Genomic DNA, 17,176 nt, shown 5'->3' with positions numbered 1-17,176 from the left:
TGGCATGAGTGACACCGGCGGACCGCGGACACCTGGCGGCAAGCAGGGACCCACGGGCGCTCGCCCGTCGTCATCTTCGAACGGCGTTACCGCACGGGCGCACGATGGCGGTAGCGTCGCCAAGGTGGCTTCCGAAGGAGATGACGTGACCGCCGCCGACAAGGCGAAGGCCGACGACACCATGCGCATCCGGACCTCGGCCGCCGACCAGCCCTGGAAGCGGCAGACGGCCTCGGACGGCGCGTCCGACAACGGCAGGGCCGATGGCGGCGGAGCGACCGCGCAGTATCCCCGGCCCACCGGCCTCGGCGCGTCCACACCCTCTGTGGATAACGGGCGTCCGCCTGTGGACAACGGTCGTCCCCCGACGGACGGCGGTTCCGTACGCGGCCTGAGCTTCGGCCCGGCCGGAGACCGCGCGGAGTCGTCCAAGGCCGAGTCCTCCAAGAAGGACAAGAAGCTCGGCGTGCGCCCGCCGCGCAAGGCCCACCTGGTCCTGCGCAGGATCGAGCCGTGGTCGGCGATGAAGTTCAGCTTCGTCGTGTCACTGGTGTGCTTCGTCGTGCTGTTCGTGGCCGTCGCCGTGCTGTACGGCGTGCTGTCGGCGCTCGGCGTCTTCGCCTCGATCACCGACACCGTCAACCAGCTCACCAGTGGTGCCGGTGGCGCCGGAGCCGGCACGATCGACATCGCGAGCTGGTTCGAGCCGGTCCGCATCCTCGGGTACGCGGCCCTGCTGGGCGCGCTGAACGTCGTGCTCATCACCGCGCTGTCCACCCTCGGCTCCGTGATCTACAACATCTCCGCGGACCTCGTGGGCGGTGTCGAGGTCACCTTCAGCGAAGCCGAGTGACCCCACCGGTACGGCCGGCCGCCCACACGAGCGGCCTGCCGTACGGATGCGCCCTATGGCACGACCACAGGCCCGGACACGGTAAGCTTTTCCTCGTTCGCAGCGACGGATTCGCCACCGGAAACGGGATGCGGTAACGTTCGTCGCGCGTGCGGGGCTATAGCTCAGTCGGTTAGAGCGCTTCCCTGATAAGGAAGAGGTCCCAGGTTCAAGTCCTGGTAGCCCCACCAACCAAAATGCCCCGGAGCGATCAAGCTCTGGGGCTTCTTGCTGTAACGGGTACGGCAACGGCCTCATTCAGGTGACCCCTCAGGGCTCCTTGGCTGTGTCCCCGAGGCTCTGTTCGTTTCCTTGCCTGAGACCGGTGAGTCGGCACAGCGCGGCGAAGCCGTCGTCACTGCCGGGCCAGTGCTGCCGGACCGCGCCCAGGCCGGCCCGGCGCACCACCCCACGCAGTACGGCAGTAACGATGATCGCGTCGTCCGCGTAGCCAAGAACGGGGATGAAGTCGGGGATCAGATCGATCGGGAACGCCAGATAGGCCAGCAGTAGGCCAAGCCGGACCCTGACGCCACGGGGCAGGGAGCGGTCAGCGGCCAACCGGCGCAGCAAACGCAGGAGATCGGGCAGGATCCGAAGCGCTTCCTTCAGTAGCGGCCCCTTGGGGCGCACGACTGCCAGTGCGATGACCAGTGCCGCCCAGGTCACCGCTACCGCGATGAGAACGGCGCGGAGAACCTCCCACCACATACCCGATCCCCTAGTCCTCGCAACCCTTGCACCTACCGGCGGACGATCGGTAGCCCGACAGCCGCAGGCGCCGTGCTCTCCTGCACTGGCGCACCGCGGCACCGAACTCGTGACGTTCCACCGCCCAATTGTGCGGGACTGTACGGTTTTCGCTTAACTCCCTCGGCTTCTGCTCACCCGCCCCGGCAGGCCGCGCGAGGTCGGCTGTCGTCAGTCGGGGACGATGAGCCCGCGCTGGTAGGCGCGGACCAGTCGGCGGGGCACCAGGAGCTCGCGTCCGTTCACAGTGATCGGCACCAAGTCAGGCGGAGTCGCCTTCCACTGGCTACGGCGATGCCGGGTGTTGCTGCGCGAGGTTCTGCGCTTCGGGACAGCCACGAATCACCAGCTCGCCTTCGTCACACCCGGCAGCTCGCCCCGGTGAGCCATCTGCCGGAAACGGATCCGGGACAGCCCGAACGTGCCGAGATACCCCCGCGGGCGGCCGTCCACCGCGTCCCGGTTGCGCACGCGCGTCGCGCTCGCGTCACGCGGCTGGCGCGCCAGCTCGCGTACAGCCGAGGCCCGCTCTTCCGCAGCGCCGGTGCGTACGACCTCCTTCAGCTCCGCACGCCGTTGGGCGTAGCGGACGACCACGGCCTTACGCCTCTCGTTGGCGGCGATCTTGCTCTTCTTGGCCATCAGATCTTCTCTCCCCGGGCCCGGATCCGGGTGACGACGGCCTCGACGCCGATCTTGTCGACGGTTCTGATCGCACGGGCGCTGAGCGTGAGCCGGACAAAGCGGTTCTCGCTGGGCAGCCAATAGTGGCGCTGCTGAATATTGGGGTTCCATCGCCGGCGGGTGCGCCGGTGGGAGTGGGAGACGCGATTGCCGAAGACCGGCGCGGCTCCCGTCAGCTGGCAGTGCGCGGACATCAGGACCTTCCGTAGCGCTGGTTGAATCGCTCGACGCGCCCGGCGGTGTCGAGCACTCTGCTGCGCCCGGTGTAGAAGGGGTGGCTCGCCGAGGAGACGTCGACGTCCACCACGGGATAGGTGGTGCCGTCCTCCCACTCGATCGTCTTGCCGCTGGTGATGGTCGAGCGGGTGAGGAAGGCGAACCCGGCGCCCGGGTCGCGGAACACGACCAGGTGGTAGTCGGGGTGGATGCCCTTCTTCATCGTTCCTCCTTGAAGGCGACGTGCCTGCGGATGATCGGGTCGTACTTGCGGATCGTGAGCCGGTCGGGGTCGTTGCGGCGGTTCTTGCGGGTCACGTAGGTGTAGCCGGTCCCCGCGCTCGATCGCAGCTTGATCACGGGGCGTAGCTCGTTTCTGGCCACGGGCCGTTCCTCTCTCGCCATCAGCCTGTGCGATGATAACGATAATCATTGTCATTTCTATTCCGCAATCCGGAGGCCCCCATGTCCACCCCCGTCGTCCTGGTCGCGGGCCTGCATGCCTCTGCACGCACGGCCGTCGTCGACCGCCTCCTGCGCGACCACCCCGGCTCCGTCGCCGTCCACCACGATCTGCGAGAGGTGACCGCCGGCCGGGTGGAGCGCGTGGTCCGCGACGCCTCCACCGTGCTCGACCTGGCCGACGTACGGCTCGCGCACGGCTGTGTCACCTGCACCGTGCGCGAGGACCTTCTCCCTCAGCTGGTGCGGCACGCCGCCGCCGCGTCGCTGCTCGTGGTCGATCTGTGGGACTCGGTCGAGCCGCGCTCGGTCGCCGAGGCTCTCGATTGCGAGGAGGCACACGACATCCTGCGGCTGACCTGCGTGCTGACCGCGCTGCACGCCGAGCACATGCCCGTCGACATCACCCGCGGCGACCTCCTCGGCGAGACCGGCCAGCCGGCCGCGGCAGGCGACCAGCGCCATCTCGCCGAAGTCCTGACCCGGCAGATCGAGTACGCCACCGCCCTGACGTTGCACGGAGGCGATGAAGAGGACGCGGAGCTCTCCCGCGCCGTGCTCGCCCACCTCGCGCCCTGCACCCCGGTCTTCGCCGAGTCGCTGCCGGGCGTGACCGGCGCCCGGCTGTGCTCGCGGGAACTGGCCGAACGCGTCGATCCCGCCACCGCCCAGCTTCCCTGCGACGCGCAGACCGACGAGATCACCACGGTCGTCTGGCGCCGGCTGCGCCCGCTGCACCCCGCTCGCCTGTTCGAGGCCGTAGACGAGCTGGTCACCCGATCGGTGCGCTCCCGCGGGCGGTTCTGGCTGGTCAGCCGGCCGGATCGGTTGCTCGCCTGGGACGCGGTCGCCGGCGTCGTGTCGGTCGAGGACGCCGGGCCCTGGCTGGCCGCGCTGCCGGAGGCCGCCTGGGACATGGTCTCCCCCGCCCGCCGCGCGGCCGCCGGCCTCGACTGGGACCACGTCACCGGCGACCGGGTCCAGCACCTGGTGTTCACCGGACCTGACCTCGACCGGGAGCGCCTCCACTGTGTGCTCGACTCCTGCCTGCTCACCGAGGAGGAGGCCCTGGCGGGCTCCGACGTGTGGGCCGGCTACGACGACCCCTTCGCCCACATCCTCGACCTCAAGGAGATCGCATAAAGCCCCGCCGCACCCTCCGTAAGAAGGGCAACCCGCTGCAGGGGGTGCACTACATCGACTACAAGGACACCGACCTGCTACGGAAGTTCATCTCCGACCGCGGCAAGATCCGCAGCCGCCGCGTCACCGGCGTCACGGTGCAGCAACAACGCCAGATCACCCGTGCCGTCAAGAACGCCCGCGAGACGGCGCTGCTCCCTTACGCCTCCCGGCCGCGTTCGTGACCGGCTTCCTGCTGTGGTCGGCTTCCATGCCGAGGAGATCTACGGCCTGTGCACGTCGTGCTGGACAGACGCGACGGAGCCCTCGACGGCCATGCGGTGACCTTCGGTGCCTCCTGCCCCATTGCAGCCGGTCCGGGCGGCGATGCTAGCTTTGGAAATGAAAACCGTTGTCATTATCGACAAGGATCGACATGAACACCTCCCCCTTGCGTCGTCCCTCCCTGCTCGTCCTCACGGGCCTGGCCTCTGTGCTGCTGACCGGCTGCGGCGGCTCGTCTTCTCCCGCGGCATCTCCCGAGCCGGCCGTGAGCGCGTCCACCGGCCCGGGCGCGGTCGCCGTGGTGGCCTCCACCAACGTGTACGGCGACATCGTCCGGCAGATCGGCGGCGACAAGGTCGCGGTGACCTCGTTCATCGCCAGTCCCGACCAGGACCCGCACTCCTACGAGGCCAATCCGCAGAACCAGCTGGCGCTGTCCAAGGCCAAGGTGATCATCGAGAACGGCGGCGGCTACGACGACTTCATGGACACGATGCGCGACGCCGCCGGCAGCACCTCTGCCCAAGTGCTGAACGCGGTCGACATTTCCGGGAAGACGGCGGCCGCCGGGGAGGAGCTCAACGAGCACGTCTGGTACGACTTCCCGTCCGTCGCGCGGCTGGCCGACTCGATCGCGGCCGCGCTGGGCAAGGCCGACCCCTCCGGGGCCGCCGCCTTCACCGCCGGAGCCGAGACCTTCAAGCAGAAGCTCAAGCCGCTGGAGGAGCAGGAGGCGGCCATCGCGCAGACGGCGAAGGGCACCGCCGTGGCGATCACCGAGCCGGTCCCGCTGTACATGATCGAGGCGTGCGGTCTGACCGACGCCTCCCCGGAGGAGTTCAGCGAGGCCATCGAGGAAGGCAACGACGTCTCCCCCCGCGTCCTGCGGGACACCCTGGCCCTGTTCACCGGCAAGAAGGTGCAGGCTCTGGTCTACAACTCCCAGACCGCCGGCCCGGAGACCGAGAAGGTCCGCGAGGCGGCGACCGGCAACGGCATCCCCATCGTCCCGGTCACCGAGACCCTGCCCTCCGGTGAGGACTACATCGGCTGGATGACCGCCAACCTCGATTCGCTCGGCAAGGCCCTGGGCCGATGATCGAGCAGTCGGGCACCATCGCATCGCAGGCCGCCCCCGCCGGCCGAACACCCGTCGTCCTCAGCCTGACCGATGCGGAACTGCGCCGTGGTGAGCGTGTGCTGTGGTCCGGGCTGGATCTGGAGCTGCGCCGCGGCGAGTTCATCGCCGTGCTTGGGCCCAACGGATCGGGCAAGACCAGCCTGCTGCACGCCATCCTGGGCCAGTTGCCTCTCTCCGCCGGGGCCCTGCTGATCGACGGCCGCGCGCCCCGGCGGGGCAGCGATCTGATCGGCTACATCCCCCAGCAGCGCGCCCTCGCCCCGCACACTCCATTGCGCGCCCGCGACCTGGTACGGCTCGGCGTCGACGGCCATCGCTGGGGCCTGCCCCTCGGCGGCAAAGGGCTCCGGCGGCGCATCGACGACCTGCTGACCGAGGTGGGCGCGCACGAGTACGCGGACATGCCCCTCGGCCTGCTGTCCGGAGGAGAGCAGCAGCGAGTGCGCATCGCGCAGGCCCTGGCCACCGATCCCGCGCTTCTGCTGTGCGACGAGCCGCTCCTCTCGCTCGACCCGCACCACCAGCACGCGATCGTCGACCTGCTCGACCGGCGACGGCGCGCCCACGGCACCGCAGTCCTCTTCGTCACCCACGAGCTCAATCCGGTCCTGCCACTGGTCGACCGGGTGCTTTACCTGGCCGGCGGCCGGTTCCGCGTCGGCACGCCCGACGAGGTGATGAGATCTTCCGTTCTGTCCGAACTGTACGGCGGCTTGGTCGAGGTGATCCGGGCCCGCGGTCGCTACGTGATCGTCGGCGCTCCCACCCCACACCACCCCGATCCCGCTGGAGGGGTCCAGCCATGAGTCCCGATATCTGGCACCAGATCTTCAACTACGACGACTACGGGCAGCTGCTGGCCCTCGTCGCCAACTCGATCATCGCCGCGGCCGTGCTCGGCGTGGTCGGCGGCCTGATCAGCACCTTCGTGATGATGCGAGATCTGGCCTTCGCCGTGCACGGGATCGCCGAGCTCTCCTTCGCCGGCGCGGCGGCCGCACTCCTGCTCGGGGTGAACGTGGTGGCAGGGTCCCTGGCCGGATCGGTCCTGGCCGCCGTGGTGATCGGCGCCCTGGGCGTACGTGTCCGGGACCGCAACTCCGCCATCGGCGTCCTGATGCCGTTCGGACTGGGACTCGGCGTGCTGTTCCTGTCACTGTACAAAGGCCGCGCCGCCAACAAGTTCGGCCTGCTCACGGGGCAGATCGTGGCCGTGGACACCCCGCAGACGGCCTGGCTGATCGGCGTGTCGGTCGTCGTCCTGCTCGTCCTGGCGGTCATCTGGCGTCCGCTGACCCTCGCCAGCCTCGATCCCGACGTCGCCGCCGCCCGCGGCGTGCCCGTTCGGGCGCTGTCCCCCGTGTTCACCCTGGTGCTGGGTCTCGCCGTGGCCACGACCATTCAGATCGTCGGCGCTCTGCTGGTGCTCGCCTTGGTGGTCACCCCTGCGGCCGCCGCCACCCGGGTGACCGCCTCCCCTCGCCTGATCCCCCTGCTCAGCGTCCTGTTCGCCGTCACGTCCGTGGTCGGCGGCATCCTCATCGCGCTGGGCAGCAGCATCCCGATCAGCCCGTATGTCACCACCATCGCCTTCGTCATCTACCTGACCTGCCGCGCCGTCGGCGCCGTTCGCACCCGCAACGGCTGGGCGCGCAGACCCTCGGCCGCGGTCGCCGGTTGAGGCGACTGCCGTCGAGGTGGCGGTCGCATCCCGTCGCCGGTCTGAGACGCGTCGTCGTCCGTCATTCGGCGACCGGTGTGCCGCTCGCGGTCGTCAGCGCTCGAAGCAGCGATCGCGCGTCGTACGGGCCGACGTGCCGGCGGCCGTTGATGAATAGCGTGGGGACGGCGGTGATGCTCATGGCCTCGGCGTCGAGCATGTCGTCGCGCACCCGGCCCGCGACCTCGGCCGAGATGAGGTCCTTCTCGAACTGATCGAGGTCCAGGCCCAGGTCGTCGGCGATCCGGATGATGTCTGACGGCCGCTGGTTGTCCTGATCGTCGAGGAGCGCACGCGCGAAGTCGAAGAATCTGCCCTGCGCCGCCGCCGCCTCGCTCGCCTCCGCGGCTGCGAGAGCGTTGGGGTGGATCTGCACGAGCGGGGCGTGGCGCCACACGTAGCGGAGCCGGTCTCCGAGCACGCCGCGCACCTCCAGGATCGATCCGGACGCCTTGAGGCAGAACCCGCACTGGAAGTCGCCGTACTCGACGATCGTGAAGGGGGCGTACGGGTCTCCGAGCACGTGGTCGCGTGCCGGGTCGACCGGGCGCGCGAGCGTCATGCCGGAGTCGTCGTCGGGGCGCACGGCATCCGAGATCCGGAAGATGATCGTCGCGAGCACGAAGGCGATGACAGACGCCGCGAGCACACCCACCCGCGCCTCGTTCTGCGCGAGCTCGTCGTCGATCGCGAGGTCCACGATGAACAGCGAGATGGTGAATCCGATCCCGCACACCGCGGCGCCGCCGAGGACGCGGTCGAGGGTGAGCCCCGCTCCGAGCTCGCCGAGGTTCAGGCGTCGCAGGAGCGCGCTCGATCCGAAGACGCCGAGGAGCTTGCCGACGACGAGGCCCACGACGATGCCCCACGTCAGGGTGGAGCCGGCAGCGCCGGCGAGGACCTCGGGGGTCAGCACGACGCCCGCGTTGGCGAGGGCGAACAGCGGAAGGATGACGTACGCGACGTAGGGGGCGTAGGCCGACTGGAGTCGCTCGTTGATCGAGATGGATTCGCGGAGGCTGTTGGCGGCGGCGCGGGCGTACTCGGTGGTGGGCGACTGGCGGAAGGTGCGCGCGAGTTCCAGCGCGCGCTCGACGTCGCTGCGGTTGGGGCGATACACGGGGACCAGCAGCGCGATCGCGACGCCCGCGAGGGTCGGGTGCACACCCGAAGCGAGGAAGGCCAGCCACACCACGATCGCGAGAGATACGTACACCGGCCCGCGGCGGCTACGGAGATAGCGCGTGAGATAAACCCCCACGAGCCCGGCGGCGGCGATGAGGAGCGGCAGCGGGGTGAAGTGCTCGGTGTAGACCAGCGCGATGATGCTGAGCGCCCCGATGTCGTCGACGACCGCGAGCGCCAGGAGGAAGACACGCAGGCGTCCGGGGACGCGGGGGCCGATCAGGGCCAAGGCGCCCACGAGGAAGGCCGTGTCGGTCGAGATCACGAGTCCCCACCCATGCTCGTTTCCGGAGCCCCTCGCGATGAGGACGAAAAGGAGCGCGGGCGCCACCAGGCCCGCGATGGCGGCGGCGACGGGCACCAGGGCACGGGACCAGCTCGTCAGCTCGCCGATCGCGAACTCCCGGCGCACTTCGAGCCCGACGGTGAAGAAGAAGACCGCCATCAGCGCGTCGTTTACCAGTGCGTGAAGCGTGAACTCCAGATGCAGGTCGCCGACGCCGGCCATCAGACGGGTCCGCCAGAACGTCCCGTACGACGCCAGGGAAACGTTGGCCCAGACGATCGCTGCAAGCGTCGCGACGAGGAGGAGCAGGGCGCCGATCCGGCTTTGGCCCATCGCGCTGATCCGCGCGGCGATCGACGGACGCCGGCGAGCGCCGACGGCGCCCTGCTCAGGGTCGAGTGAGGTCTGGGTGACGGTGAGGTTCGTCATGATTACTCCCGTGCTGGCTGTTCCCGCTCGGGTCGGGATGCGGGTTGCGCGCAGCGATGACAGTGAACACGGTGGCGACGAGGGCGAGTACGCCGTATCCGAGGGCGATCTGCGGCAGTGAGAAGGTGGTGGACAGCCGGCCGGAGACCAGGGCGGGGACAGCGGCGCCGCTGTAGCAGAGTAGGTAGATCACGCTGAAGATCGGTGCCCGGTCGGCCAGGGTGCTGCCGTGCAGCAGGCCGCGGGTGGCGGCGCTGATGGCGATGCCTTGACTGGCGCCCGCGACGATGGTTGCGGCGATGAACAGCACCAGTGTGCCAGTGGCGATCGCTGTGATGATGCCGGCCCATCCGGCCAGGTAGACGATCATGCCGAGGCGTTGGGCGGCCGCGGACGTGAACCGGCCGCCGAGGGGAGCGCCGAGAGCGCTGGGACCCATGTAGGCGGCGAACACCAGCCCGAGGACGAGCGGGCTGCGCGTGTGGAGCTGATCTTCGACCAGCGCCGGCACGAAGGCTTGGTAGAAGGCCCCGGTCGCCCAGGTGGCCAGGAACACCGCTGCCGCGACGGGGAGTAGACGCCTCACCCGGGCCGGTACGCGGACCTGGGGACGCAGTGACGACCAGGCGCCAGGCGACGGAGTCGCCGTCTCCGGGCTGACAGCGACGAGGGCGGCGGACAGGAGAAGGAAGCCGACGGCGACCAGGTAGATGAGCTCGCGCGGCCAGGGGCCGAACTGGACCAGGGCTCCGGACGCGACGGCGCCGACGGCGAGGCCGAGCATGACTGTCTGGCTGGAGGCGACGGTGGCCAACCAGGCCGGCCTGGCCGGTGCGGCATCGACGATGTAGGACGTGAGGCTGCTGCTGGCCAGCCCGGCGCCGAGGCCCATCAGGAGCCGACCGGCGATCAGGATGCCGATGTCGTGCACGTTCAGCAGCAGCAGACAGCCCAGCACCAGGAGGCCGAGGCTCGCGATCGAGGTGGGCCGGCGGCCCAGATGATTCGACAGCCGCCCCATCGTCAACAGGGTGATGAGAGTGGCGGCGGAGTAGGCGACGACGGTCAACGAGATGCCGGCGTTGGTGAACCCGTCCTCGGCCCGGTAGATGTTGAAGAGCGGGATCGTCGACCCCACCGCGGCAAACGCGGCCACCAGGGATACCACCGCGGATATGAATGCCAGCCGGGTCGTTCTGCCCCGACGGGCCTGGTTGAGCGCCGGTGTCACGTCGTGCATCGGGCCGTGCCTTTCTGTTGTTCTCAAGCGCCCGGAGTCTCTGAAGGCTTCGGATCGCGCAGCGCACGTCGACATGGCCGGACGTGGCCGCGCACCGCGGACAGCGAGCCACCTGGTCGCCCGGCGGCCGGAAAGACACGAACTTCCCGTCGGCCGACCACCCGGCAATCGCCCTGACCCGGCCGGCCACGATCCGTGTGGCCAGTGCGCCCGTCCGCGGTCAAGACCTGGTCGCACCGTCGCCGAACCCAGGCGGCCTAGCAGTCAGTGCAGCGGACATGTGATCAGCGTCGACGAGCTCGTCGTTGCCGGCCCGTCGTTCTTGAAGTGCCTCAGGCATGGACGCGCCCTGCTTTTACTAGCCCGGCTTTCACGAGCCCGGCTTTCACGCGCCCGGCTTTCACGCGCCCGGCGCCGAGCAGCGTGGGGAGCGGCTGGTGGGTTCGCACCGCACGAGGTTGATGGGTTCGCACTGCATGATGTTGATGGGTAATGCACCGCACGAGGTCGAGACCGCCACCTCTCAGCGATGCCGTCCTACCCGGCCTCGTCAACGAGAAGCTCCGCCGCGGGGTCGGCCTCAAGCCGCTCGTCGGGGATCGGCCGACCGCTGCGCAGCGAAACTCCGTAGGTGCCGGCGCGCAGGCGCTCGACGGCCCGATCGAGTGCGGCCAACCGTGCGCTGAGTTGCTCGGCTACAGCATCGTCAAGAAGCTCTTGGGCGAGCGGGTTCGCCGAATCGAAGAGCGAGGTCTTCGCATCGGCGGCCGCCTCCAGGTCAGCCGCCCGCCCAGCGGCTGAGTACGCGAGAAGCTCCTTGATGCGTTCCCGTTCGCTCTCGATCAACTCACGCGCGTGGGCCGGGTCCATCGGCAACTCCCTGGTGGCGACGGTTGGTGATGGGTCTGGATGGACTACGTAGTCCAATACAGCGTAGCGTTGTCAACCGCAAAGCGCGCCGTCGGGCGTGCCCCGTCCCCGCATCGAGGAGCAGCGTTGGCTCACGAGGTCACTATCGCCGGATCGACCATCAGCACGCCGCGGCTGCGGCTGCGTCCGTGGCATCACGGTGACGCGGCCGGGGCGCTCGACATCTACGGCAGCTCGGAGGTCTCCCGGTGGCTGGCCCCGGCGATGGGTCACGTCGGCGACCTCGACCAGATGCGTACGGTGATCACCGGATGGATCGCCGCACCTCTGCGATCCGAGGGGCGCCCGAGTGGGCGGTGGGTGATCGAAGAGACCGAGAGCGGGCGCGTCGCAGGCTCGGGTCAGATTCTTCCGCTGCCGCCGGAGGGCGAGGACCTGGAGTTGGGCTACCAGCTCGCTCCGTGGGCGTGGGGGCGGGGATTCGCGGCCGAGGCGGGTCATGCCCTGGCCCACTATGCCTTCAGCAACGGCGAGGAGGAGGTCTTCGCCGTCGTACGGCCCAAGAACGAGCGCGGCACCCGCGCCGCCCGCCGCATCGGAATGGAGTGGGTCGGGGAAACGGACAAGTACTACGACCTGCGTCTTCAGGTCTTTCGGCTGCGGAAGGGTGACTTGGACAACTCCGCGCTCGAGCCGGGCCCCGTCGAACGCTGATCCCCGTTCGCGCCTGGTCGTTCTCGCGCGGGACGGCCGCACTCTGCCCTGACCCCGGCACACGCCGAGAACTCCCCGGCGAGCGTTTCCGATGACCAGCGCCCCCCTTGTCTGCGGATTCGAGCATCGCGACACCGGAGATAAAGTGGACTAAATAGTCCGATAAAGCGGCGGGATGCGTGAGTGGTGTCGACTGGCCGGGAGGATTGATGAGGACGCACTTCGCGGAAGTCTTGGCCCGCGAGAGCGCATGTCTGGCCGGAGTCACCGACGGGGCGAAGCTGGCCAGTTGGCGCCGCCGGGTCGTCGAGGAGCTCATGACCCCGCTGTCGCCGTACGAGTTCGCGCTGAGACATACAGGTGACGTCCCTGAGCGAGCCGACTTCCTTGATCGGTGGCGCGAGCTCATCGCCGAGACGGTGGACCGGTTGCTGCGGTCCGGCACGACGGGCGACACAGACTCCTCCTCTGGCCGGACTCGGAGGGCCGATGTCGACGCCCAGAAGACTGCGATGCTGATTCTTGCGGCGCTGCACGGGGGCAGCACCCTGAGCCGGATCGCAAAAGACCCTTGGCCGCTCAACGCCGCGCTTGACCTCGCGCTTGCGCCTTTTACGGCAGCCGAGGACGACAGCCCCGCAAGGACGGGAACGAGTAGCCTGATCGGTAACATAAAACCGTGATGACGACCGCTGACTCGCACAATGGCAGACGCCTGACGGCGCGCGGTGCAAAGACGCGGACAAGGATCGTCGCCGCCGCGACCGACCTGATGTACGTAAAAGGAGTCCGGGCTACCACCCTTGATGACGTGCTGGCGGCGAGCGGCGTGAGCAAGTCGCAGCTGTACCACCACTTCGACGGCAAGGACGCGCTCGTGCGGGCCGTCATCGACAACGTGGGAGAACGCGTCATCGAGCGCGAGCGCGACGCCCTCGGCCATGTCTCGACGATCCGGGGCCTGCGACGCTGGCGGGACACGTTGGTCCAGAGCAATGCCCTTCGGCATGGCGCCTACGGCTGCGCGCTCGGCTCGCTGGCCTCCGAGGTATCCGATCATGACGCTCTCGCCCGCCAAGCCCTGTCCCGGCTGTTCACCGAATGGCAGGGACTCCTGGCAGGCGTGTTGCGACGGCTTCAAGACAGTGGTGCGCTGCCGCCCGAGGCGTCGGCAGACCAGCTCGCGACCGGGCTCATGGCCGCCCTCCAGGGCGGGTACATGCTGGCCCAGACCGCGCACGATGTCACCCCGATGGCGACAGCGATCGACATGGCACTTGCGCACATCGAGAGCCTGTCCGAACGTTGAGCTCATCGCCGAACGGTCCCGGGATGCGAGCCGAAGTCGCTGCGACAGCCATGAGAGACGGATCAGAGTCGAGTGACGAAGGGCTCAGGCTCGACGGGTGACCTGCGGATCGTCCATCGCGTCACCGCCCGCTGTTCGTGTCTCGCGCGGTGCGCGTGGCGATGAAGGCCGAGCGGTTGATGTCGACGACGTCCTTCCACTCGGGGTGGTCTTCGACGTAGTCGGCAACGAACCCGCAGTAGACCCCCGCCTTGCTCTGACTCCGGCTCAGATCTTCAAGCGCGTAGCGCGCCAGTGCCGAAGCGACGCCTCGATGCCGGTGGTCGTGGTCCACGTAGGAGTGCGTGAGGGAGATCCGTCCGCCGGTCGTCTCGTAAGCCAGACTGCCGACGACCTGGCCATCGATCAGTGCCTCGTAAAGGCGGGTGGTCTCATCCTTGCGCACCTCGACGGCGGCCGGTGATCGCGTCATGCTCTCTTCTCGCCTCGTTCGTCCACAGTCGGTGGGTCCGTGATCGGTCAGGTCTCGATCTGCACCTGGCGCCCATCGAAAGCGACATAGCCACTGAAGTCGCGTCCTACACGGGCCGCCGCCGACTCCTTGATGCGCGGGTAGGACCACGCCCCGTCCCTGAGCACCGTCTCGCCGGCCAGGACGTCGTGATACTGCGCCTTCCCCTTCCAGGGACAGGTGTAGGGCGTTGGGCTGTCGCGGAGTGCGCCGGCCACGACTGAGTCCGGAGGGAAGTAGACATTCCCCTCTATCCTGACCACCGTATCGTTCGCGGCCTCGGCCACGACCGTCTCCCCGACCACTGCCTTCATTTCCGTTTCCCCTCATCGATCCGTTGGCCTGGGCGGTCGCGGTCAGGCGAGACCCGGAGTGGGTGAGAACAACCACGAGCTGGAGCCGGAGATGTCGAGCCACGTCCCCCGAGGCGTCCGGGCCACTCGGGCGACCATCGCCGCACACTCGCGACAGCGCAGCACGGTTCCCGGCCCGCCCATATAGGCCTGCAGCTGTCCGAATGCCTGCGCGACGCCGCAGCTGCCGCAGCGGACACTGACGTCGGTCGGGTCACTTGCGAGGATCCCGGAGAACTCGCCGGCAGCGGCGTTGCCGTCCAAGACCGCGGCGGACTCCGCGCCGCCGTCGGGCGCGGCCGGGGTCGGGAAATCCGAGGTCATCGTTCAACTCCTGTCGGTCCGAATCGTTCCGTGCGTATGCGATCGTCGGGGTATCCCACCCTGCGGAGCAGGCCTGTGGCGTGGTCGACGAAGCCAGAGGGGCCGCACACGTAGACCCGGGCCGCCAACGGCTCCGGCCACGCGGACGGAGGCTGGATGTCCTCGGCCGCGAGGTGTGAGGCGGGACGGGGATGCCCGTCGGGGACCTTGCGCGTGTAGACGAGGCGCACGTCGGCGGACCCCGGCGTGGACGGATCGGCCGACATCTCTTCCAGCTCGGGCCCGTACATGAGGTCGCGAGGGCCGCGAAGCGAATACACGAGCATCGTCGGCGTCGAGTCCCCCGCCCGCTTCCGGGCTCGCAGCATGGTGACCAGCGGCACCACCCCTGATCCACCGGCGATCAGCAGCACCGGGCCGTCCCCGATGGACGGGTCCCCCGGCTCCCAGACGAACCATCCACCGATGGGCCCGCGCACGTCGAGCTCGTCACCGATCTCCATGATCTCCGCCAGGTACGGCGAGACCTCGCCGTGGGGCAGGAGGTCGACGGTGACCGCGACGCGGTCGGGCGTGGCGGGCTCGGCCAACGAGTAGCTCCGCTGGGCCGAGTAGCCGTCCGGGGCGGTGAGACGTATGTCTACGTGCTGACCGGGCAGATGTCCGGTCCAGCCGGGGACGTGTAGTGCAAGCGTCCGGGAATGCCAGGACTGCGAGCGCACACCGATGAGCGTTGCCCTGCGCCAGTGATTCCCTGCCGGCGGAGTGGCTTCTACGGAGCTCCCAGCAGGGCCGTCGGTCGTGTTCGTGTCAGTCACCGGCGTGCCGCTCCTCGCGCCACGGGTCGCCGTAGTTGTGATAGCCGAAGCCTTCCCAGAAGCCCGGCTCGTCGAAGCGCTGCATCGTGATGCCGTTCACCCACTTCGCGGACTTCCAGAAGTAGAGATGCGGCACCAGTAGCCTGGCCGGTCCACCGTGCTCGATGTGAAGCGGCTCTCCTTCGTACTCGTACGCGATCCAGGCCTTGCCCCCGAGCAGGTCCTCCAAGGGGAGGTTCGTGGTGTAGCCCCCGTACGAACGCACCATCGCGTATTCGTAGGAGGTCTCGATGTCCTCGAAGAAGGTGTCGAGCGCGACGCCCCGCCAACGGGTCCCGAGTTTCGTCCACCGGGTCACGCAGTGGATGTCGACGGTGATCTCCTCAGCGGGCAGGGCCATCATCTCGTCCCAACTCCACCGCCTCGGCTCGCCGCTCTCCGGCGTGATCGTGAAGTTCCACTTCTCCGTCGAGATCAGCTGCGTCGGCCCAGCCGTCAGCACGGGGAATCCGTGCGTCAGATGCTGGCCGGGCGGCAGATCGGCGGCGCGCGGGTCGTGATGGCCGAAGAAGCCACGCGAGATTGTCACCCTGTGCTCTCTTCCAGACCCAACGGTCTCTAGTGGTGGGCGTCTCACGGTCGGGTCGATGGCGGAAGCCGTCCTTAAGTGGACCCTTTCGTCCAACTTAAGGTTCCGCTGCAACCGGTGTCAAAGCGCACGCGGCCCGTCGCGCGCACCCGCTCCCGGGGCGTCGGTAGTGACCGCAGCCGCAGTCTCTCGCCCCGATCAGCCACGAGAGAGGGCCGCCGTGAGCGTGTTAGATTATGTAACTTGGACTATATAGACCAAATTCGCCGAGAGCGACGCGCCGTCGATCAATGCCCCTGGCCGGCCCTGTCGTGGTGCGACCAGGCGAACCGAGAAGGTGACCTCAATGACTGATGGCAGATGTTCCGACGTGGTGCGATTCGGCGGCGATCTCGGACTGGCACCCGAACACCTTCAGAGTTCGTTGACCGCCCATCTGGCTGACTGCCCGGACTGCGCGTCGTACGTCTCACAGATCGCCACGACCCGCGAGCTCCTTCGACGGCGCTCTGGTCCCGGCGGCGTCCAGAACGATCTGGCCGACGACGCGATGCCGGTGGCGGAAGAGTCTCCGGCGACGGACGCCGGGGCCTTGCGAAGCGCTCTCCTCGCGCGTGCCGAACTGCTTGACCCCGCGAACGCCGAGGACCTCGCCCAGCGATCCCTGGAAGTGGGCCTTGCGCTGCAACGCAGAGATTCCCGCCCGCGAGGGATCGCCGAGCTGACCAAAATCATGCACGCACTCAGCGATGCCCAAGTGCGGCTGGACGGCCGCTCTACGCCCGCCGTCGAGGTCGACGCGGCCGCGCGAGCCCGAGCGGACTCACTCGACGACCTCAACAGCGATGCCGATGAGCCCGAGCTCTTCTACCCGGATCTCTACCCGGGCGAGGACAGGATCGACGGGTGGGCCGGCAGCCCGAACCAGTGGCCCGGCAGCGCAGAGATCCTCGGCCCGGAGGAAGCCGACGAGACCGAAGAGGTATACGACCTGCTCGACAAGGCGCTCGGCGAACTACCCGAGCCGTTCGGTGAGCTTCTCGCGCTCGTCGATCTACAGGGCTACGCGCTTGCCGACTCGGCGCAGGCACTCGGACTCGACGAGCTCTCGGCGACGGCCGCCTTGGCACGCGCCCGGAACCACGTCCGTGGCCGCCTCGACGAGTACCTGCACGGTGCCGAGTCAACGGCGCAGGGTGTGTCCCGGTGAGCGAGCGATCGTCCAGTGCTCCGGTGCCGTTCTCATGCCACCTCAACCACGAGGACGGCGAAGTGT

24 protein-coding genes and 1 tRNA gene are annotated in these 17,176 nt (G+C 68.6%); 11 read left to right on the top strand and 14 right to left on the bottom strand.

All coding sequences use genetic code 11. The annotated features are described in order from the left end of the window. Window positions 1-145 precede the first annotated feature (145 nt). Both FLX07_RS23325 and FLX07_RS23320 read left to right on the top strand, forming a co-directional pair. Window positions 146-853 carry a DUF3566 domain-containing protein gene (locus tag FLX07_RS23325; protein ID WP_229689480.1) on the top strand — a complete coding sequence of 236 codons (708 nt, stop codon included), beginning with the start codon at window positions 146-148 and terminating at the stop codon, window positions 851-853. 153 nt (window positions 854-1,006) lie between these two features. Beyond that, a tRNA-Ile gene (locus FLX07_RS23320) sits at window positions 1,007-1,083 on the top strand. 79 nt (window positions 1,084-1,162) lie between these two features. On the opposite strand, the gene FLX07_RS23315 is transcribed toward FLX07_RS23320, so the two are convergent. The 6 genes from FLX07_RS23315 to rpmG form a co-directional block, all read right to left on the bottom strand. Beyond that, entirely contained in the window at window positions 1,163-1,603 is a 441-nt protein-coding gene (locus tag FLX07_RS23315; protein ID WP_142573361.1) for a YkvA family protein, read from the bottom strand. A gap of 210 nt (window positions 1,604-1,813) precedes the next feature. Next, window positions 1,814-1,981, bottom strand: a complete 168-nt coding sequence (gene rpmF / locus FLX07_RS23310) for a 50S ribosomal protein L32 (RefSeq protein WP_030508570.1) — start codon at window positions 1,979-1,981, stop codon at window positions 1,814-1,816. A 3-nt stretch (window positions 1,982-1,984) separates the two neighbouring features. Beyond that, window positions 1,985-2,284, bottom strand: coding sequence for a 30S ribosomal protein S14 (gene rpsN, locus FLX07_RS23305; RefSeq protein ID WP_142573360.1), 300 nt, complete (start codon window positions 2,282-2,284; stop codon window positions 1,985-1,987). Beyond that, window positions 2,284-2,520, bottom strand: a complete 237-nt coding sequence (rpmB, locus tag FLX07_RS23300; RefSeq protein WP_142573359.1) for a 50S ribosomal protein L28 — start codon at window positions 2,518-2,520, stop codon at window positions 2,284-2,286. The genes rpsN and rpmB overlap by 1 nt, the downstream gene beginning before the upstream one ends. Beyond that, window positions 2,520-2,765, bottom strand: coding sequence for a type B 50S ribosomal protein L31 (locus tag FLX07_RS23295; protein WP_142573358.1), 246 nt, complete (start codon window positions 2,763-2,765; stop codon window positions 2,520-2,522). Before FLX07_RS23295 ends, rpmB begins: the two co-directional genes overlap by 1 nt. Further along, entirely contained in the window at window positions 2,762-2,926 is a 165-nt protein-coding gene (rpmG, locus tag FLX07_RS23290) for a 50S ribosomal protein L33 (protein ID WP_142573357.1), read from the bottom strand. Before rpmG ends, FLX07_RS23295 begins: the two co-directional genes overlap by 4 nt. Before the next feature lie 81 nt (window positions 2,927-3,007). Between rpmG and FLX07_RS23285 the strand changes: the two genes are divergently transcribed. The 5 genes from FLX07_RS23285 to FLX07_RS23265 all read left to right on the top strand — a co-directional run bounded on the left by FLX07_RS23285 (window position 3,008) and on the right by FLX07_RS23265 (window position 7,233). Further along, window positions 3,008-4,147: a CobW family GTP-binding protein gene (locus FLX07_RS23285; protein ID WP_142573356.1), complete on the top strand. Its 1,140-nt coding sequence runs from the start codon at window positions 3,008-3,010 to the stop codon at window positions 4,145-4,147. Further along, a complete protein-coding gene (gene rpsR / locus FLX07_RS23280; RefSeq protein WP_142573682.1) occupies window positions 4,144-4,371 on the top strand; it encodes a 30S ribosomal protein S18 in 228 nt (75 codons plus the stop codon). The genes FLX07_RS23285 and rpsR overlap by 4 nt, the downstream gene beginning before the upstream one ends. A 191-nt stretch (window positions 4,372-4,562) precedes the next feature. Next, complete coding sequence (locus tag FLX07_RS23275; RefSeq protein ID WP_142573354.1) at window positions 4,563-5,510, top strand: metal ABC transporter solute-binding protein, Zn/Mn family; 948 nt, start codon at window positions 4,563-4,565, stop codon at window positions 5,508-5,510. After that, complete coding sequence (locus FLX07_RS23270) at window positions 5,507-6,358, top strand: metal ABC transporter ATP-binding protein (RefSeq protein ID WP_142573352.1); 852 nt, start codon at window positions 5,507-5,509, stop codon at window positions 6,356-6,358. The genes FLX07_RS23275 and FLX07_RS23270 overlap by 4 nt, the downstream gene beginning before the upstream one ends. Next, the gene (locus FLX07_RS23265) at window positions 6,355-7,233 is read left to right on the top strand and encodes a metal ABC transporter permease (protein ID WP_142573349.1); all 879 of its coding nucleotides are present in this window, start codon (window positions 6,355-6,357) and stop codon (window positions 7,231-7,233) included. The genes FLX07_RS23270 and FLX07_RS23265 overlap by 4 nt, the downstream gene beginning before the upstream one ends. Before the next feature lie 61 nt (window positions 7,234-7,294). Here the strand turns inward: FLX07_RS23265 and nhaA are convergent, their stop codons facing one another. The 3 genes from nhaA to FLX07_RS23250 form a co-directional block, all read right to left on the bottom strand. Then, window positions 7,295-9,172: a Na+/H+ antiporter NhaA gene (gene nhaA, locus FLX07_RS23260; protein ID WP_142573347.1), complete on the bottom strand. Its 1,878-nt coding sequence runs from the start codon at window positions 9,170-9,172 to the stop codon at window positions 7,295-7,297. Next, a complete protein-coding gene (locus FLX07_RS23255) occupies window positions 9,132-10,328 on the bottom strand; it encodes an MFS transporter (RefSeq protein WP_208762350.1) in 1,197 nt (398 codons plus the stop codon). The genes nhaA and FLX07_RS23255 overlap by 41 nt, the downstream gene beginning before the upstream one ends. Window positions 10,329-10,949: 621 nt before the next feature. Next, window positions 10,950-11,282 (bottom strand): TraR/DksA family transcriptional regulator, encoded by a 333-nt coding sequence (locus FLX07_RS23250; RefSeq protein WP_142573345.1) that lies wholly within the window; start codon window positions 11,280-11,282, stop codon window positions 10,950-10,952. Window positions 11,283-11,408: 126 nt separating this feature from the next. On the opposite strand from FLX07_RS23250, the gene FLX07_RS23245 reads away from it, so the two are divergent. The 3 genes from FLX07_RS23245 (at window position 11,409) to FLX07_RS23235 (ending at window position 13,305) form a co-directional block, all read left to right on the top strand. Then, a complete protein-coding gene (locus tag FLX07_RS23245) occupies window positions 11,409-11,996 on the top strand; it encodes a GNAT family N-acetyltransferase (protein WP_223853713.1) in 588 nt (195 codons plus the stop codon). Between the two features lie 209 nt (window positions 11,997-12,205). Further along, window positions 12,206-12,679 carry a hypothetical protein gene (locus FLX07_RS23240; RefSeq protein WP_142573342.1) on the top strand — a complete coding sequence of 158 codons (474 nt, stop codon included), beginning with the start codon at window positions 12,206-12,208 and terminating at the stop codon, window positions 12,677-12,679. Then, entirely contained in the window at window positions 12,679-13,305 is a 627-nt protein-coding gene (locus FLX07_RS23235; RefSeq protein WP_142573678.1) for a TetR/AcrR family transcriptional regulator, read from the top strand. Before FLX07_RS23240 ends, FLX07_RS23235 begins: the two co-directional genes overlap by 1 nt. 121 nt (window positions 13,306-13,426) lie before the next feature. Here the strand turns inward: FLX07_RS23235 and FLX07_RS23230 are convergent, their stop codons facing one another. The 5 genes from FLX07_RS23230 to FLX07_RS23210 form a co-directional block, all read right to left on the bottom strand. Beyond that, entirely contained in the window at window positions 13,427-13,777 is a 351-nt protein-coding gene (locus FLX07_RS23230) for a GNAT family N-acetyltransferase (RefSeq protein ID WP_142573340.1), read from the bottom strand. Window positions 13,778-13,824: 47 nt separating this feature from the next. Then, window positions 13,825-14,130 (bottom strand): DUF427 domain-containing protein, encoded by a 306-nt coding sequence (locus tag FLX07_RS23225; RefSeq protein WP_142573338.1) that lies wholly within the window; start codon window positions 14,128-14,130, stop codon window positions 13,825-13,827. A 42-nt stretch (window positions 14,131-14,172) separates the two neighbouring features. Further along, on the bottom strand, window positions 14,173-14,493 hold the full coding sequence (locus tag FLX07_RS23220) for a DUF6510 family protein (RefSeq protein WP_142573336.1): 321 nt from the start codon (window positions 14,491-14,493) through the stop codon (window positions 14,173-14,175). Further along, window positions 14,490-15,215, bottom strand: coding sequence for an FAD-binding oxidoreductase (locus FLX07_RS23215; RefSeq protein WP_229689478.1), 726 nt, complete (start codon window positions 15,213-15,215; stop codon window positions 14,490-14,492). The genes FLX07_RS23220 and FLX07_RS23215 overlap by 4 nt, the downstream gene beginning before the upstream one ends. A gap of 88 nt (window positions 15,216-15,303) precedes the next feature. Continuing rightward, complete coding sequence (locus FLX07_RS23210) at window positions 15,304-15,900, bottom strand: sulfite oxidase-like oxidoreductase (protein WP_142573334.1); 597 nt, start codon at window positions 15,898-15,900, stop codon at window positions 15,304-15,306. A gap of 346 nt (window positions 15,901-16,246) precedes the next feature. On the opposite strand from FLX07_RS23210, the gene FLX07_RS23205 reads away from it, so the two are divergent. Then, window positions 16,247-17,110: an RNA polymerase sigma factor gene (locus FLX07_RS23205; protein WP_142573332.1), complete on the top strand. Its 864-nt coding sequence runs from the start codon at window positions 16,247-16,249 to the stop codon at window positions 17,108-17,110. The last annotated feature ends 66 nt before the right edge of the window (window positions 17,111-17,176 follow it).

The sequence above is a fragment of the Microbispora bryophytorum genome, from assembly GCF_006874465.1.
Lineage (GTDB): Bacteria > Actinomycetota > Actinomycetes > Streptosporangiales > Streptosporangiaceae > Microbispora > Microbispora bryophytorum.
Note: the sequence above shows the minus strand (reverse complement) of the source record. Positions and strands in the feature narration are given on the sequence as shown.